Genomic DNA, 15,855 nt, shown 5'->3' with positions numbered 1-15,855 from the left:
CAAACTGCCCGGCCCGCTCCGGTGTCGGTGCGGCTTGGTAGAAACCTCGTGACGATCACGGCACTGCCAGAAGGGGCGGGCACATCACATGACCATCGGCGACCATTTGCAGGAGTTCGGCGGCCTGCCCGCCTTCACCTTCCCCGATGCCGAGACCGACGCGAAGAAGAAGCAGAACAGCGTTGTGTTGCCGGAGCCGGACGCGGTCGCATGGCGTCTGAGCGTGGAAACCTATGACGCGAAGGAGACGTGGGTTGAGTGCTTCGCTCGCTTCCTCGGTGCGGTCGACACGACGAAGATCACCGCGTTGATCGTCGGTACGTGGGATGACGTGTACGGCAACGGGCCCGACGAGGTGATCGAGGCCCTGTGCGCGGCCGAGGACCGGCTACCCGCGCTGCGCGCCTTGTTCCTCGGCGACATCGTCATGGAGGAGTGCGAGATGTCCTGGATCAACCAGGGCCTGGTCACCCCACTACTCGAAACCTTCTCCGGCTTGGAGGTTTTCGGCGTTCGCGGCGGTCAGAACCTGGAGTTCCCCGCCGTGCGGCACGAACGCCTGCACACGCTCGTCGTGGAGAGCGGCGGCCTGCCGGCCGGCGTCGTGCGCGGCATCGCGGCAAGCGACCTGCCCGCACTCGCGCACCTGGACCTGTGGCTCGGCACGTCGGAGTACGGCGGAGACAGCGAGGTGGCCGACCTCGCGCCCATCCTGTCGGGCGACCGCCTGCCCGCGCTGAAGCATCTCGCATTGCGCAACAGCGAAACCCAGGACGACGTCTGCGCCGCCCTCGCCGCGGCGCCCGTGGTGGCCCGGCTGGAGAGCCTGGACATCTCGATGGGCGTCCTCACCGACGACGGCGTGGCGGCGCTGCTGACCGGTCAGCCGTTGAGCCATCTGAGTGTGCTCGACATGCACTACAACTATCTGTCCGACGAGATGCGAACCCGGCTGCGCGAGACGCTGGAGCCCGCCGGTGTCCGCCTGGAGCTCGACTCCGACGACGCCGAGGAGGACAGCGACGAGGAAGACGGAACCGTCTGGCGGTTCGTCTCCGTCGGTGAATGAGCCGTGTCCGCCTCGACACCGCCGCGCTGGGTGATCGTCGGTAACGGCGAGAACCGGCGCGTCGGCATGTTCACCGACGCCGCCCGCGCCGCGGGGTCGGCGGAAATCCGAGTGGTCGAATGGCGAGACGTGCTGAGCGAGGGCGGCGCCGATTTCAGCGGCGACGAGATCGTGCGGCTGGATTCGCCCGGCGAGAATCCCGGGGTCGATCGGCTGTTGCGGGGGATTTCCGAGCCGACACGGGTGGAGGGTTCGGCTCGCTGGTACGCGCGGTTCCTCGACGCCGCGCGCTCGTTGCGCGGCGGTTTCCGGCTCGACGACACCGCTGACCTGGCCGTGCTGTTCGACAAGCGGCTGTGCCATGCGCGGCTGTCGCGCGCGGGGGTGCCGGTGCCGTCCTCGCCCACCTCCGGCGGACGCGCCTCGGTGCGCGGCTGGGCGGATGTGCGGCGTCTCATGCGCGAGGCCGAGATGCCGCGCGTGTTCGTCAAACTCGCGCACGGTTCGTCGGCCTCCGGGGTGCTGGCCATCGAATCCAGCCGCGACGGACGGCTGCGCGCGACCACCTCGGTGGAGATCACGCCGGAGGGTCACCTGCACAACTCGCTGCGCGTGCGTCGCTACACCGCCGAACGGGAGATCGCGACCATCATCGACCGGCTCGCACCGGACGGACTGCACCTGGAACGCTGGATTCCCAAGGTCTCCCAAGACGGCCGGTCCGCCGACCTGCGGGTCGTGGTGGTCGGCGGGCGCGCGACACACGCCGTCGTCAGGACGAGCCGCACACCGCTGACCAACCTGCACCTGGGTGGTGCACGTGGCGATCTGGCGAGATTCCGCGCCGCCGCGGGTGAGCACTGGGCCACGGCACTGTCGATCTGCGAGCAGGCCGCCGCCTGTTTTCCGGCGACACTGTGTGTCGGTGTCGATGTGCTGCCCGCCGTCGGGTGGCGACGGTTCATGGTCGCCGAGGTCAACGCCTTCGGGGATCTGCTGCCCCGGCTCACCGGACTGCCGGAGGGCCCGGCCGCAGGACTGGATACCTACACAGCTCAGGTCGTCGCCGCGACCGGTCGATATCACCGTGCCCAGCAGTCCGGTTCGCCAGAACTGCTCGGCGCGTTCGAAGGAGTCTCGCTGTGACGATCGCACAGGCTCCGGCGCAGGAGCCGGACATGAACATCGTGATCGGCCGAGACGATCTGCTGTTGCTCACCCTCGACACCCTGCGTTACGACGTCGCGTCCGAACTGGCGGAGGCGGGCCGGTTACCGAATATCAGCGCGCACCTCCCCGGCGGTGGCTGGCAGAAACGCCACGCCCCAGGCAATTTCACCTACGCCGCACATCACGCCATCTTCGCCGGATTCCTGCCGACACCGGCGACACCGGGCCCGCACCCACGGCTGTTCGCCGCGCGTTTCGCGGGCAGCGAGACCACCGCCGAGCGCACCTTCGTCTTCGACGAGCCCGATCTGGTGACCGCGCTGGCCGCGCGCGGTTATCACACGGCCTGCATCGGCGGCGTCGGCTTCTTCAACAAGCAGGGCGCGCTCGGCAGCGTCCTGCCGGGTATGTTCGCCGAGAGCCATTGGGAACCAGCGTTCTCCGTCGCCTCGCCCACCTCTTTCGAGGCGCAGGTGGCCTGCGCCGAGCAGGTGGTAGCGGCATTGCCTGCCGAGCGGCGACTGTTCCTGTTCGTCAACGCCTCCGCCCTGCATCAGCCCAACTGGTTTCACCTGCCCGGCGCGACCCGCGAGGCGGGCGACAACCGCGCCACCCACGCGGCAGCGCTGGAATACATCGACCGGCACGTCGGCCGACTGTTCGACGTGATGCGTTCGCGGCGACGCTGTTTCGCCATCGTGTGTTCCGATCACGGCACCGCCTACGGCGACGACGGCTTCACCGGGCACCGGCTCGGACACGAATCGGTATGGACCGTCCCCTACGGACATTTCTTCCTGGAGCCACCCGCATGACCCGCACGATCACCCTGCCCCGGCCGTATCAGAACTACGTCTACGCCTACCCGCACAAGACCGCCTACCGCCCACTCGCTCCGCGCCCCGCGCTCACCGACCTCTGGTCCGGGCAATCGCGGCGTGCGCTGTCGCTGTATCTGCACATCCCGTTCTGCGAGGTGCGCTGCGGTTTCTGCAATCTGTTCACCCGCGTCGGCGCGCCCGAGGGTCTCACCGGCCGCTACCTCGACGCGCTCACCCGCCAAGCCGAGGCCGTTCGCGCGGCCCTGGGTGATGCCGAGACCCCGCGTTTCGCCATCGCCGCGATCGGGGGCGGCACTCCCACCTTCCTCGAAGCAGACGAGCTGACCAGGCTGTGCGACATCGCCGAGGACATCATGGGCGCCGACCTGCGCACGATCCCGCTCTCGGTCGAGGCATCGCCCAGCACCGCGACCGCCGACCGCCTCGCGGTCCTGGCCGAGCGCGGGACGACCCGGCTGAGCCTCGGTGTGCAGAGTTTCGTCGAACGGGAGGCACGCGCCGCCGTTCGGCCGCAGCGACGCGCCGATGTCGAAGCCGCGCTGGGGCGAATCCGGGACACCGCCATCCCGGTGCTGAACATCGACCTCATCTACGGCATCGACGGTCAGACCGCCGCGACCTGGCGAGAGTCGCTCGATGCCGCACTGGCGTGGCGACCCGAGGAGATCTACCTCTACCCGCTCTACGTCCGCCCGCTGACCGGGCTCGGTCGGCACGCCGATCCGGTTGTGGCCGAACGCGTGTGGGACGAAGAGCGGCTGCGGCGTTACGCCGAGGGCCGTGACCACCTCCTGGCGGAGGGCTACGAGCAGGTTTCCATGCGCATGTTCCGCCGCGTCGACGCGCCGCCGCAAGGACCGGACGATTACGCCTGCCAGACCGACGGCATGATCGGCCTGGGATGCGGAGCGCGCTCCTATACCTCTAGCACGCACTATTCGTTCGATTACGCCGTCGCCCCGCGCGAAGTCCGCGCGATCATCGATACCTACGTGACCACAACGGATTTCACCCACGCCGGATACGGAAGGGTGATCGATGGCGACGAGCCCGAGCGTCGCTACCTGCTGCAATCGCTGCTCCAAGCCGAGGGTTTCGCGGTGGCCGACTACCGGCTGCGTTTCGGCCACGAACCGCACGACAGCTTCGCCGCCGAACTCGACACTCTCGCCGAGCGAGGCTGGCTGGCCGACCCGCGATCGGGCCACTTGGGGCTGACCGCCGAGGGTCTGGCCTACTCCGACGCCATCGGCCCCGAGTTCTTCTCCCCCGCGGTACGCGCTGCCATGGCCGCCTACGAACATCGGTGACCGCGGTGGATCTCACCATCCTCTATCGCGGACCGCTGGCCTCCTGCGATTACGACTGTCCATACTGCCCCTTCGCCAAACGCCGCGACTCGGCCGCCCAGCTCCGCGCCGACCGCGCCGCCCTCGAACGATTCACCGCGTGGGCGTGTGCGCAGACCGGCGACCGCCTCTCGATACTGTTCACCCCGTGGGGCGAAGGGCTCGTGCGGTCCTGGTATCGCCGCGCCATGATCGAACTGTCGCACCAGCCGCACATCGATCGCGTTGCCATCCAGACCAACCTGAGTTGCCGTACCGAATGGCTCGCCGACGCCGACCTCGGTACCGTCGCCCTCTGGTGCACCTACCACCCTGGCCAGACCCCCTACGATCGCTTTCTGGACAAGACCATCCGGATAGCGCGCGCAGGTGTACGTTTCAGCGTCGGAATCGTCGGCCTCCCGGAACATCTCGAGCACGCCCGCCGCCTGCGCGCCGACCTACCCGAGCACGTCTATCTCTGGGTCAACGCCGCCGAAGGCCACACCTACACCGACGCCGCGGCGGCCGACTGGACCGCTCTCGACCCCCTCTTCCCCTTCAGCCGCAATCCCCATCCCTCAGCCGGTCTTCCGTGCCGCACCGGCTCCTCGGTCATCTCGGTGAACGGCGACGGCGACGTCCGCCGCTGCCATTTCGTTCCGGATACCCTGGGCAACCTCTACGACGGCTCCTACCGTGCTGCCCTTGCTCCCCGCCCCTGTCCCCGCACCGAATGCGATTGCCACATCGGCTACGTCCACCTGGAAACCGTGCCGCTCTACGAGGTGTTCGCGGGAGGAGTGCTCGAAAGAATCCCCACCGTCGAGAGTCGGCCTAACCGCGTGCGCGCCGAAACTTCGCTGGGCCTTCCCGCGATCCCCGCGCGCACCTCGATTCCCCTCGCCTCGACGACGGCAACGTCCACCTGAACCAGCGATCCCACCGTCGAGTCGGAATTGAGGCTCACTACGGCGGCGAGCGATAGGTCGCCGCGGCGATCTGTGCGAACGACCGGATGAGAGGGTTTGCGGCGGTGCTGTTCCACGCGACGACAAGGCTGCTGGGCGGCATATCGGTCAGCCGGACGGCGATGAGGCCGTCGGGTAGCGCATGGGTGAGCGGTGTCAGCCCGACCGTGCCGCTCCAGAGCACTGCTTGCAGGCACTCGTGGACAGTGCGGACGACGGGACCGCGCCGGAGTTCACCGCCGGGCTCGGTGGCGTTCCAATGGGCGCGCCAGACGGGGTCGATTCCCTCGGGCAGTTGAAACCAGCGGCGATCGGCAAGGTCGCTCAGCCGCAAGGTTTCGTGGCCTGCGAGTGGATCATCGCTGCGCAGCACTACCCCGACCGGGTCGGAGCGCAGCATCACGGTGTCGATGCCGGCGTCGTCGAACGGCAGGCGGGTGAGCGCGACATCGACGAGGTCATTCCGCAGACCGGTGGTCGGGTCGGTGAGATCCGCTTCGCGGACGCGGATGTGGATCTCGGGATGGCGTTCGCGGAAGGCGGCGGCGAGGCGGGTACCGGCCTGTTCGGCGCTGTCGGCCAGTATGCCGATCGTGAGGGCGGCCGGTCCGGCGGCGGCGCCGACCCGGGCGCGCACCCGCTCGGCCTGCTCCAGCAGTGCGCGCGCCTCGTCGTAGAGCACGGCTCCGGCCGGGGTGAGTGCGACTCCGGTGCTGGAGCGATGCAGCAGATCGGCGCCGAGTTCGGCCTCGAGGCGTTTGATGGCCCGGCTCAGTGGCGGTTGGGACATGTGGAGACGGGCGGCGGCGCGTCCGAAGTGGCGTTCCTCGGCAACGGCCACAAAGTATCGCAGAGCGCGCAGGTCCATCACCGGCGACGATACCGGCACGGTATCGAGTGAACGAAAGAGGTGTTGGACGACGCGGTCCGAGCCGCGCTGGACTGGAGAAGTCCAATCGGCCGCGACGAAAACCCGGTGTTGCGGCCCAGCCTTTTCCGAGGAGTACCGACGCCATGACCGAATACGTGCTGCCCGAACCCGCTGTAGAGATCACGGGAGTGCGGGAAATCGCCCGCGATCTCGTGGTCGTGCCGAACCGAAACGTGCAGCTGGTCCCCAACATCGGGATTATCGGCGGCACGCATTCGGTGTTGGTCGTCGAGACCGGAATGGGTCCGGCGAACGCCGAGAAGGTGCTCGAGTTCGCGACCGACTACGCCGCAGGCCGCACGTTGTATCTGACCACGACTCACTTCCACCCCGAGCACGCCTTCGGCGCACAGGTATTCAGCGACGCGGCGACCTTCCTGATCAACCAGGCGCAGGCCACCGACCTGGCCACCAAGGGCGCCGGTTACCTCGAGATGTTCCGAGGGCTCGGGTCGTCGATCGCCCGGCACCTGGAGAACGTCGAATTGGCAACCCCGGACATCGTTTACGACGACCGCTACGACCTCGACCTGGGCGGCCGGGTGGTGCAGATGCGCGCCACCGGCCGAGCGCACAGCAAGGGCGACCAAGTGGTGACGATCCCCGACGCCGAGGTGATGTTCACCGGAGATCTGGTCGAGGCGGGACAATTCGCGATCTTCCCCTGGTTCCCGCCACACGACACCGACGTGTCCGGCATCGGCTGGATCGAGGTGATGCAGCGGCTGGCCGCCGAACAGCCGAAGGTGGTCGTTCCCGGCCACGGCGATATCGGTGGCCAGCGCCTGCTCACCGATGTCGGTGACTACCTGCGGCTGCTGCGCGACGAGACCTGGATCCGCCGCGACTCGTCGATGAGCCAGGACACGATCATCGAGGAAGTGCGCGCCCTGATGATCGAACGGCATCCGGACTGGGTGGGGCAGGAGTGGATCGAGCAAGGCGTCGGCTGCCTGTGCGCCGAGCACGCAGCGTCGCATGCCCACCGCAATGGCGTCCCCGAGCAATGACTCACCGCTGGCTCGCGCCGTGAGGCGATCGCTGAGTATCTGCGCGCAGCGCACGCGAGCCCATCTTGCCGGAACAGCAAGTTTTCGTGCCAGATCGTCGTGAGCCGAGCGAGACTGGGCGCCTCTCGACGGAAGGACCTCGATGAGCACCGGGACACCCCGCACCCAGCGTCCGCTGAGCACTCACCCACGTGATCGAGGAGACCGGCCGCCCCGCGGACATCCTCCGCGGATCGCTCGACGGCGCGTCCAGGCGCTGACTCCTTCTCCAGGACAGGAAAACATGATCACGGCATCCGCGCGGACGGCAGCCGTCGCGCTCATCCTCCTGCTCACGATCGTCACCGCGGCCTGTTCCACGCCGACGCCCGGTGATGTGCCCTCCTACGCCGCCGCCACGCAGGGAGATCCTCAGTTCGACAAGACCTTCCGACACGAGTTCGCCGACATCGACGGCGTCCGTATGCATTACGTGACCGGCGGCAGCGGCACGCCAGTGGTGCTGATACACGGTTGGCCACAGACCTGGTACGGCTGGTGGCCGATCATGCCCGCACTCGCCGAGCATCACACCGTCTATGCCATCGACCTCCCCGGACTGGGTGACAGCACCGGCTCGCCGAGCGGCTACGACAAAGCCACCCTGGCGCGGTACGTACACACCCTCATCGCCGATCGGCTCGGGGTGCGTGACGCTCGCGTCGTCGGGCACGATTTCGGCGCCGCGGTGGCATTCCACTACGCCGCCCAATTCCCTGCCGACACAGCGCGTCTCGGCTACTTCGATCTTCCGCTACCCGGGCCCGCGATCGACGCGTCCACGTACCGCTCGTTGAGCTGGCACATCGCCTTTCATTCCCAGCGACGGGTTCCCGAGGTGGTCGTCGGCGGCGACGTCCGCGAGTACCTGGCACTGTTCTATCCCCAGGTCTCGTTCGGCGGCACGGCATTCGGCGGCACCTCGGATCGGTCCCCCTTCACCGACGCCGAGATCGACGAGTACGCGCGGACCTACCGCAGGCCCGAGGTCCTGTCGGGCGGCTTCGAGCTCTACCGCGCTCTCGACAAGGACGTTCGCGACACCGCGGCAGCGGTACCGATACATGTCCCGACCCTGCTCATGACCGCCCAAGGGCAACTCGACCCGGTCCGAGCCACCGTGGCTCCGCGTATGACCGACATCGTGCGCGCGGTGGACGTGCCGAACGCAGGGCACTGGCTCATCGAGGAGAACCCCCAGTTCGTCACCGCGGAGCTATTGCGCTTCCTCGATTCATGACCGGCAGTCGCCGTTGTGGGGTCTCGGAAGTCGTGGCAGCTGCCGACGTAGTGACCTGCGGCTCCAGATCTGGTCGCACGCTGCCGCTTCCAGTCTCACAGTCATGGCATTTCTTCAGCTCGAACCTGGTCGTCGAAGCGCGCACGTGCGCGCTCGACGGCGGGCAATGTGTCGGTGGTCCAGTGCAGGAGTGCGTCGATGAGGTCTTGCAACGACTTCCCGATCCGCGTGATTCGGTACTCGACGGCGACAGGTCGCGTACTCGTGACGATGCGCTCGACCATCCCGTTGCGCTCGAGGCGCCGCAGTGCCGCCGTGAGTGGCTTCTGCGTCACGATCGGGATCGCCCGCCGGAGCTCGTTGAAGCGCAACGGCCGCTCGCACAGGGCGTCGAGGATCTGCAACGACCACTTGTCTAGCACCTGGTCGAGCAGCTCGCGATGCTGCTCGGTGAGCTGAGGACTGTCCGAACTGTGTGGAGCGGTTTCCGTCATGACACCTAGTCTCGTTGAAGTTCCCTTCGAGTACCAGGTAGACATCGGATACCAACTCCGACTGTGAAGGGACACACCATGGCAGTGCAGCTGCTGACCCCCGAGGGCATGTTCGCTCCCGTTCCGTACCACCATGTTTCGATCAGCACGGGTACTCGACAGGTGCACGTGGCCGGTCAGATCGCCCGCGACGCCGAGGGCAAACCCGTTGCGCCAGACGACCTCACCGGCCAGGTCGCGCACGCGCTGCGCAACACGGCACGCGGCTTGGCCGGCGCCGGAGCGAGTTTCGCCGACGTCGTACGCCTCCGGTTCTTCGTCACCCACTGGAGCCCGGACAAGTACGACGACTTCGTCGCGGGCATCGAGCGCGTCGCAGACGAGCTCGGAATACCGCGGCCGTTGCCGCCCGTGTCGGCGATCGGCGTCGACTACCTCTTCGAGCCCGACGTGCTCGTCGAGGTCGAGGCGTTCGCCGTACTCGACTGAGATCCACACCGCCGACAGGGGTGGGGCTTCGTTCGAATGTCCGTTGGGCCCCACCCGTTTCGGTGCCACCTCGCCGGACCTGGCCCGCATTCGCCACTCGGACCGGGTCCGCGGCGTCGTCCGCAGGTCGTGGCTACGCGACGGTCACCACGCAACGGGGCCGAGACGGTCGATGAAAATCCCGGTCGGCCCGTCGGCGTCGATCATCGCAAGACGGAGGATCGAGTCGGTGCCCTCGGTGACAGTCAGCGCGCCGGTGTGGTTGTTCATGTCGGTGGCGGCGAACTTGCGGTTGGCGATCTCTCCGGGGGTGGCGATGTTGAACTTGATCTTCGGGAGCGCCTGGGCGTATCGGACGGTAATCATGTTCAGCGCCGCTTTGGACGAGCTGTAGGCCAGCTCGTGGAATTTCGAGAAGGGCTGCTCGGGATCGGTCACGACCGTGAAGGAACCGCCACCGCTGGATACCATCACCACCCGCGGATTCTCCGCCGCCTGCAACAGGGGCAGAAACGCGTGTGTCACCCGGATCGGTCCGTACACGTTGGTGTCGTAGACGGAATGAATCTCCTCGACTGTGGCATCCGCGGGCGCGACACCCTTGCCCGGTGCGCCTGCGTTGTTGATCAGCACGTCCAGCTGGTCGGTGTGCTCGCGAACGAGCCGTACCGCATCGGTCACCGATTCGTCCGAGGTCACGTCCAGCGGGACCATCACCACGTTCGCGCCACCGGCGGTCAGCTTGTCCGCGGCTGCCCGTCCGCGACCTTCGTCACGCGAGCCGAGGAAGATCGTCCAACCCTGTTCCCCGAGCCGCCGAGCCGCTTCGAGACCGAGTCCTTTGTTGCCACCGGTAATCAGCACCGAGGTCTGTTCTGGGTTCGTCATGCGCATTAGACGAACCGTCTCGCGCGCCCGTGACAGTGTGTGAACGAGGTCATAATTCGACGGGAATCTCGTCTGCACAATCCGCCGCTACCTGCGATTTCATCGCAGGGTGAGCGGCGTCTCGGATTCGACGCGGTTCAGCTTCTCCGGGTTGCGGACGAAGTAGAGGCCGGTGATGCGGGCGTCCTCGACACGAAACGCCATGACGCCGTCGAGAGCGCCGTCCAGGCGGAAGACGAGTGCCGGGTTGCCGTTGACCACGGTGGAGTCGATCGCGATCATTGCTTCGGTCTTGGAAGTGCCGCCGAGGATGAACCGGACCACGTTGTCGACGCCGATGATGGGCCGCAGTGCGGCCTGCTTGATGCCACCACCGTCGCTCATCAAAACGACATCGGGGGCGAGTACGTCGAGCAGGCCCTGTAGGTCTCCGGTTTCGAGAGCGCGCTGGAACGACTCGAGAGCCATCCGGGTCTGGCGCGGGGAGACCACCGAACGCGGGCGACGGGCATCGACGTGCCTGCGGGCGCGGTGCGCGATCTGGCGGACGGCCGCGGGGTTCCTGTCGACGGCGGCCGCGATCTCGTCGTACCCCAGGTCGAACACCTCGTGCAGGACGAATACCGCCCGCTCGGTCGGGGCGAGGGTCTCGAGCACCAGAAGCATTGCCGTGGAGATACTGTCGGCCAACTCGATGTTCTGGGCCACGTCGGGCGCGGTGAGCAGCGGCTCGGGTAGCCAGGGGCCGACATAGGTCTCCTTGCGGCGGCCGAGCGTGCGTTGCCGGTCCAAGGCTTGACGGGTGGTGATCTGCACCAGGTAGGCACGCTGGTCTCGTACCGTGTCGAGATCGACTGCCGCCCATCGCAGCCAGGTCTCCTGCACGACGTCTTCGGCGTCGGCGGCCGAGCCGAGCATCTCGTAGGCGACCGTGAAGAGCAGGTTGCGATGGATCCCGAAGGCCGCAAGGGCGGGATCCTCGCGACTGGCTTCGTTCATGGCCGCACCACGATCCCCAGGACGTACTTCGACCATGGATGATTCCTGTCCGCTCGCTCGACTGCCCCACGCACAACACACCGGACCTATGTGTCATGTCAATCCGGAACCCACGGAGATGGCGGGCCGCTTCGGTCTGTACCAAGGCGACCCGCCATAGCTGGTGTCAGTGGGTGAGGCCGCCGAAGAACTCGCGGAGGTCACCGGCGAGCAGGTTGGGCACTTCCAGGGCCGGGAAGTGGCCGCCGGAGTAGAACTCCGACCAGTGCACGATATTGTGCGCCTTCTCGGCGAAACGGCGGATCGCGAAATCGGCGGTGGTGAAGACGGCGACACCGGTCGGCACGGTGCCCTTGGGCTTGGGCGCGAATATCGACCCGTCGTGGAACCGCTCGTAGTAGTAGTTGGCCACGCTGCGAGCGGTATCGGTGAGCCAATAGATCGTGACCGTGGTCAGGATCTTGTCGCGGCCGATGGCCTGATCGGGCAGTTCGTCGGCGGCATCGGTCCACTCCTTGTACTTCTCGACGATCCAGCCCAGCTGCGCGACCGGCGAATCGGCGAGCAACTGCGCCAACGTGTTCGGGCGCGAACCCGCCAAGCTCATGTAGGCCGACCCGTTGTCCTGGAATTCCTTCATGCCCGCGAGGCGCTGCTTGTCGGCATCGGTGAGGGCGGCCATATCGGCGGGATCGCCGGTCGGGAAGGTGACCAGGGCATTCGCGTGCACCCCGATCACGTGCTCGCCGTGCTCGCGGCCCAGGCGCGGCGCGAGGAACGCACCATGGTCGCCGCCCTGGACGCCGTAGCGGTCGTAGCCGAGTCGGGCCATGAGCTCGGCCAGGGCGGCAGCGACCTTGCCGTCGTGCCAGCCCAGTTCGGTGAGCGGGCCCGAGAATCCGTGGCCGGGCAGGGTCGGGATGACCAGGTGGAAGGCCGGGGCCTCGGGCTCCCCGTGTGCGGCCGGGTCGGTCAGCGGGCCGATCAGGTCGAGGAAGTCGGCCGCGGTGCCGGGCCAGCCGTGGATCAGCAGCAGCGGGATGGCGTCGGCATGCTGCGAGCGGATGTGCAAGAAGTGCAGGTTCTGGCCGTCGATGGTGGTGGTGAACTGCGGGTGTGCGTTGAGGCCGGATTCGATTGCGCGCCAATCGAACTTCTCGGCCCAGTACGCGGCCAGATCGCGCAGGTAGGCGGTCGGCACCCCGCGCTCCCAACCGGCTGCGGAGACCTCATCGATCCAGCGGGTGCGGGTCACGCGGTCGCGCAGGTCGTCCAGGTCGGCCTGCGGGATGTCGATGCGGAAGGGGCGGATCTCGTTGCTGCTCATGACATAGACAATTCCGGTAACGAGGGCGCCGCCGAATCACGAAATCTCGTTATTCTCGGGCCGTTGTCCTGATCCAGCCGGGTAAAGAAGCCCGCGGACTGTCGAGCCGAGTGGTTGATGCGCAATGATCGCCGTGTGAGTGGCGTGGTCAGTGGCGTGCTGGTGGGCCGTGCCGCGGAGGTAGCGGAGCTGGCGGATGCGGTCGGCGATGAGCAGGTGGCCGCGGTGTTGATCGGCGGTGAGGCCGGGATCGGGAAATCCCGGTTGGTGGCGGAGTTCAGCCGCCGCCTCGATCCGTCGGTGCTCACCCTGATCGGACGCTGTCCCGAACTCGGCAGCACCGCAGTGCCGTTCGCGCCCTTCGTCGCCGCATTGCCGAGCGTGGTGCGCCGGCTCGGCGTCGACGGAGTGGCTGCGTTGCTGCCGCCGCAGCCCGCGCTGGCGCGTTGGCTGCCGCAGCTGGCGGTGCGATCCGGGCTGCCTGCCATCGAGTCGGATCGCACCCAGCTGTTCGGTGAGGTCTTGATGCTGCTCGAGCAGCTGGGTACGCAGCGACCGGTCGTGCTCGTGCTGGAGGATCTGCATTGGGCCGACCAGGGCACCCGGGAATTGCTGGCATTCCTGGTGGCCAATCTGGCCGAGCGACAGGTATTGCTGATCGGCACCTACCGGCCCGCCGAATCCGGGCCGCTTCGTGACCTGGTCGCCCAGCTGCGCCGCAACCCCGCGGTGCGCATCGTCGCCCCCCAGCCGCTGACACGACACGAGGTCGGGCGGCAGCTGGCAGCGCTGCTGGGCAGCGAACCTGCACCGGAGGCGATCGCCCGGGTCTTCGAGCGCAGCGGCGGAAATCCGTTGTTCATCGAGGCGCTGAGCCGATCGCCGGAGCGTATCCCCGCCGATCTGACCGACCTGCTGCTGAGTTTCTTGTCGGGGCTGGGCGACGCCGGCCGCGTCGTCGTTGCCGCGGCCGCGGTCATCGGCTCACCTGTGCGACACGACATGCTGGCCGCCCTCAGCGAGCTGCCCGCCGCGTCCCTGCTCGCGGCCGTCCGAGAATTGATCGATCGGCAGTTGCTGCTCACCACCGACACCGGTTACGAATTTCGGCATGTGCTGATCCGCCAGACCGTCTACGAGGACCTGCTGCCTGCCGAACGCGCCCGCATGCACGCTCGACTGGTCGAGATCCTGCGCACTCGCCGCGCGACGCTGCCCTCGCCGGTCTACTACGCCGAGCTGGCCCACCATGCCGAGGCCTCTGATGACCTGCGGCAGGCGCTGATCGCCTACTGGAAATCCGCCGCGGTCCTCGACGACGCCGCTGCCCAGCTGGATCCCCTGCAACGGGTTGTGGACCTGTGGGACCGCCTAGCTGCCGCGGAACTTCTAGGTACAACGAAAAGTGCTGCGCTGGAACAGCTTGCGGCTGCCTGCGATCGTAGCGGCGAAGTCGTGCGCGGCATCGCCGCCGTCGATGACGCGTTGGCCTCCGTCGACCCGGCCATCGACCCGTCCCGGGCCGCCCGGTTGTATCTACTGCGCGCCGCGCTGCGCAGCCGCACCGGAGCGGGCCCAGGCGCCGATGTGGACCGTGCCCTGGAACTTCTGCCCGTACAGCCACCGACACTTCTCCGCGCAGAAGTCTTGGCTGCCCGCGCCGTCCATCGCGTTTTCACGGGCGATCCGGCCGGCGCGGCCGAGGACGCCACCGCGGTCCTGCGCACCGTCGAATCTCCGGCGGACATCGCGGATGCGGGACTGGACTTCGGTCCCGGCTACGGGCCGACCCCGGACCCGGTGCGGATCGCGCGATTGACCGCCCGCGCCCACGCCTACCGAGGATTGGCGTCCGCGGACGACATCGACACCGCCATAGTGTGTTTCGAACAGGCCAGGCTTGCCGCCGAGCTGTCCTCGGACACTCGAATCGCCGTCGACGTCGCGGTGTGGGAATCGGCGGTACTGGTAGGGGCCGGCCGATACGAGGCCGCGATCGGCGTGGTCCAACGAGGACTCCGCGCAGCGCAGGCCGCCTTCCGCTTCGAGGAATCGGGACCGATCCTGTTCGTGAAGTGGGCCCAAGCGCTGACCGCGCTCGGCCGCTGGCCCGAAGCGCTCGGCGTGGTCGATGACGTGCAGCTGACGCAGCTGCCGCCGCTGAGCGTGGCGGCGCTGCGGCTGTCTTACGCCAAAATAGCTTTGGCACAAGGTGATACAGAGCAGGCGCAGAGGCTGGCCGCGCAGGCCGCAACACTGCTCGGCGACGGTGTCTGGGCGCAGCAGTATCGCATCCAGCTGCACGTCCTACGCACCGCACTCGCCATGCAGCACGGGGATATGGAAGCGGCGCGAGCGATTCTCGATCAATCGGTGGCCGACGGCACGGCCGTGCTGACCGCCCATCCGCACGAAACCTGGCCATTGCTGGCATTGAGCGCCCGAGTACCGCAGGTCCCGGCCGAGCTGCGGGCCTTGGCCGACTCGATGCCGCAGACTTCACCGGTCGCCATCGCGCACTCCGCCGTATTCCGCGCGCACACCACGGGAACCGCACTCGACTGGTCAACGGCTGCCGATGCCTGGGGCGCCCTGAGCCAACCCTACGAACACGCGCAAGCTCTACTCGCCGCGGCAGAATCCGGTGTCGCCGAGGGCAATCGTGTATCGGCAATCGCTGCGCTGCGACTAGCCGTATCGCGCGCCACCGAGCTCGGGGCGGTCCCGATTCTGGATGCCGCACAGCAATTGGCCCTCCGCGCCCGCCTCACCGTGGACAATCCCCCTGCTGGCTCTCCGAGTCCGAACGCCGCGCCGCGCGGTTTCGGTCTCACCGCCCGTGAGCTCGATGTGCTGCGCCTGGTCGCCAAAGGGATGAGCAACCGAAGCATCGCCACCGAGCTGTTCATCAGCCCCAACACCGCCGGGGTCCACGTCTCCCGAATCCTCACCAAACTCGGCGCGTCCAGCCGCACCGAAGCAGCCGCAATCGCCCACCGGCACAACATGATCTCGTAGGTCCGCCCGCGCCCGGCGACGCGGCGGCCGAAACGTGCCG

General features: G+C 67.6%; 14 protein-coding genes. 9 read left to right on the top strand and 5 right to left on the bottom strand.

The genetic code is table 11. From position 1 onward, the window contains the following. The first annotated feature begins 88 nt into the window (after window positions 1-88). The 5 genes from AC3ERS_RS29295 to AC3ERS_RS29275 are packed head-to-tail and all read left to right on the top strand — an operon-like array spanning window position 89 to window position 5,341. Window positions 89-1,069: an STM4015 family protein gene (locus AC3ERS_RS29295; protein ID WP_431971348.1), complete on the top strand. Its 981-nt coding sequence runs from the start codon at window positions 89-91 to the stop codon at window positions 1,067-1,069. A gap of 3 nt (window positions 1,070-1,072) precedes the next feature. Next, window positions 1,073-2,215, top strand: coding sequence for an STM4014 family protein (locus AC3ERS_RS29290; RefSeq protein WP_431971347.1), 1,143 nt, complete (start codon window positions 1,073-1,075; stop codon window positions 2,213-2,215). Further along, the gene (locus AC3ERS_RS29285) at window positions 2,212-3,054 is read left to right on the top strand and encodes an STM4013/SEN3800 family hydrolase (RefSeq protein ID WP_431971346.1); all 843 of its coding nucleotides are present in this window, start codon (window positions 2,212-2,214) and stop codon (window positions 3,052-3,054) included. The genes AC3ERS_RS29290 and AC3ERS_RS29285 overlap by 4 nt, the downstream gene beginning before the upstream one ends. After that, a complete protein-coding gene (locus tag AC3ERS_RS29280; protein ID WP_431971345.1) occupies window positions 3,051-4,391 on the top strand; it encodes an STM4012 family radical SAM protein in 1,341 nt (446 codons plus the stop codon). Before AC3ERS_RS29285 ends, AC3ERS_RS29280 begins: the two co-directional genes overlap by 4 nt. Next, on the top strand, window positions 4,388-5,341 hold the full coding sequence (locus AC3ERS_RS29275) for an STM4011 family radical SAM protein (protein WP_431971344.1): 954 nt from the start codon (window positions 4,388-4,390) through the stop codon (window positions 5,339-5,341). Before AC3ERS_RS29280 ends, AC3ERS_RS29275 begins: the two co-directional genes overlap by 4 nt. A gap of 37 nt (window positions 5,342-5,378) precedes the next feature. Here AC3ERS_RS29275 and AC3ERS_RS29270 read toward each other — a convergent pair whose 3' ends face one another. Then, window positions 5,379-6,269 (bottom strand): LysR family transcriptional regulator, encoded by an 891-nt coding sequence (locus tag AC3ERS_RS29270; protein ID WP_431971343.1) that lies wholly within the window; start codon window positions 6,267-6,269, stop codon window positions 5,379-5,381. Between the two features lie 125 nt (window positions 6,270-6,394). Between AC3ERS_RS29270 and AC3ERS_RS29265 the strand changes: the two genes are divergently transcribed. Together AC3ERS_RS29265 and AC3ERS_RS29260 are read left to right on the top strand one after the other, a co-directional pair. Continuing rightward, a complete protein-coding gene (locus AC3ERS_RS29265) occupies window positions 6,395-7,321 on the top strand; it encodes an MBL fold metallo-hydrolase (protein WP_431971342.1) in 927 nt (308 codons plus the stop codon). A gap of 283 nt (window positions 7,322-7,604) precedes the next feature. Further along, entirely contained in the window at window positions 7,605-8,600 is a 996-nt protein-coding gene (locus tag AC3ERS_RS29260) for an alpha/beta fold hydrolase (RefSeq protein WP_431971341.1), read from the top strand. A 101-nt stretch (window positions 8,601-8,701) separates the two neighbouring features. Here the strand turns inward: AC3ERS_RS29260 and AC3ERS_RS29255 are convergent, their stop codons facing one another. Then, on the bottom strand, window positions 8,702-9,094 hold the full coding sequence (locus AC3ERS_RS29255) for a winged helix-turn-helix transcriptional regulator (RefSeq protein WP_431971340.1): 393 nt from the start codon (window positions 9,092-9,094) through the stop codon (window positions 8,702-8,704). Window positions 9,095-9,172: 78 nt separating this feature from the next. Here AC3ERS_RS29255 and AC3ERS_RS29250 point away from each other — a divergent pair, with 78 nt between their 5' ends. Continuing rightward, window positions 9,173-9,583 carry a RidA family protein gene (locus AC3ERS_RS29250; RefSeq protein ID WP_431971339.1) on the top strand — a complete coding sequence of 137 codons (411 nt, stop codon included), beginning with the start codon at window positions 9,173-9,175 and terminating at the stop codon, window positions 9,581-9,583. Between the two features lie 144 nt (window positions 9,584-9,727). Here AC3ERS_RS29250 and AC3ERS_RS29245 read toward each other — a convergent pair whose 3' ends face one another. The 3 genes from AC3ERS_RS29245 to AC3ERS_RS29235 all read right to left on the bottom strand — a co-directional run bounded on the left by AC3ERS_RS29245 (window position 9,728) and on the right by AC3ERS_RS29235 (window position 12,797). After that, entirely contained in the window at window positions 9,728-10,549 is an 822-nt protein-coding gene (locus AC3ERS_RS29245; RefSeq protein ID WP_431971338.1) for an SDR family NAD(P)-dependent oxidoreductase, read from the bottom strand. A 21-nt stretch (window positions 10,550-10,570) separates the two neighbouring features. Further along, complete coding sequence (locus AC3ERS_RS29240) at window positions 10,571-11,470, bottom strand: RNA polymerase sigma-70 factor (RefSeq protein ID WP_431971337.1); 900 nt, start codon at window positions 11,468-11,470, stop codon at window positions 10,571-10,573. Window positions 11,471-11,636: 166 nt separating this feature from the next. Further along, the gene (locus AC3ERS_RS29235) at window positions 11,637-12,797 is read right to left on the bottom strand and encodes an epoxide hydrolase family protein (RefSeq protein ID WP_431971336.1); all 1,161 of its coding nucleotides are present in this window, start codon (window positions 12,795-12,797) and stop codon (window positions 11,637-11,639) included. Between the two features lie 135 nt (window positions 12,798-12,932). On the opposite strand from AC3ERS_RS29235, the gene AC3ERS_RS29230 reads away from it, so the two are divergent. After that, complete coding sequence (locus AC3ERS_RS29230) at window positions 12,933-15,815, top strand: helix-turn-helix transcriptional regulator (protein ID WP_431971335.1); 2,883 nt, start codon at window positions 12,933-12,935, stop codon at window positions 15,813-15,815. Window positions 15,816-15,855: the final 40 nt, after the last annotated feature.

It is taken from the genome of Nocardia sp. bgisy134, assembly GCF_057708325.1.
Note: the sequence above shows the minus strand (reverse complement) of the source record. Positions and strands in the feature narration are given on the sequence as shown.

Coding starts and splice junctions, on each gene's coding strand:
- AC3ERS_RS29250 (WP_431971339.1), top strand. CDS start 9,173: ATGGCAGTGCAGCTGCTGACCCCCGAGGGCATGTTCGCTCCCGTTCCG.
- AC3ERS_RS29255 (WP_431971340.1), bottom strand. CDS start 9,094: ATGACGGAAACCGCTCCACACAGTTCGGACAGTCCTCAGCTCACCGAG.
- AC3ERS_RS29280 (WP_431971345.1), top strand. CDS start 3,051: ATGACCCGCACGATCACCCTGCCCCGGCCGTATCAGAACTACGTCTAC.
- AC3ERS_RS29295 (WP_431971348.1), top strand. CDS start 89: ATGACCATCGGCGACCATTTGCAGGAGTTCGGCGGCCTGCCCGCCTTC.
- AC3ERS_RS29265 (WP_431971342.1), top strand. CDS start 6,395: ATGACCGAATACGTGCTGCCCGAACCCGCTGTAGAGATCACGGGAGTG.
- AC3ERS_RS29240 (WP_431971337.1), bottom strand. CDS start 11,470: ATGAACGAAGCCAGTCGCGAGGATCCCGCCCTTGCGGCCTTCGGGATC.
- AC3ERS_RS29260 (WP_431971341.1), top strand. CDS start 7,605: ATGATCACGGCATCCGCGCGGACGGCAGCCGTCGCGCTCATCCTCCTG.
- AC3ERS_RS29235 (WP_431971336.1), bottom strand. CDS start 12,797: ATGAGCAGCAACGAGATCCGCCCCTTCCGCATCGACATCCCGCAGGCC.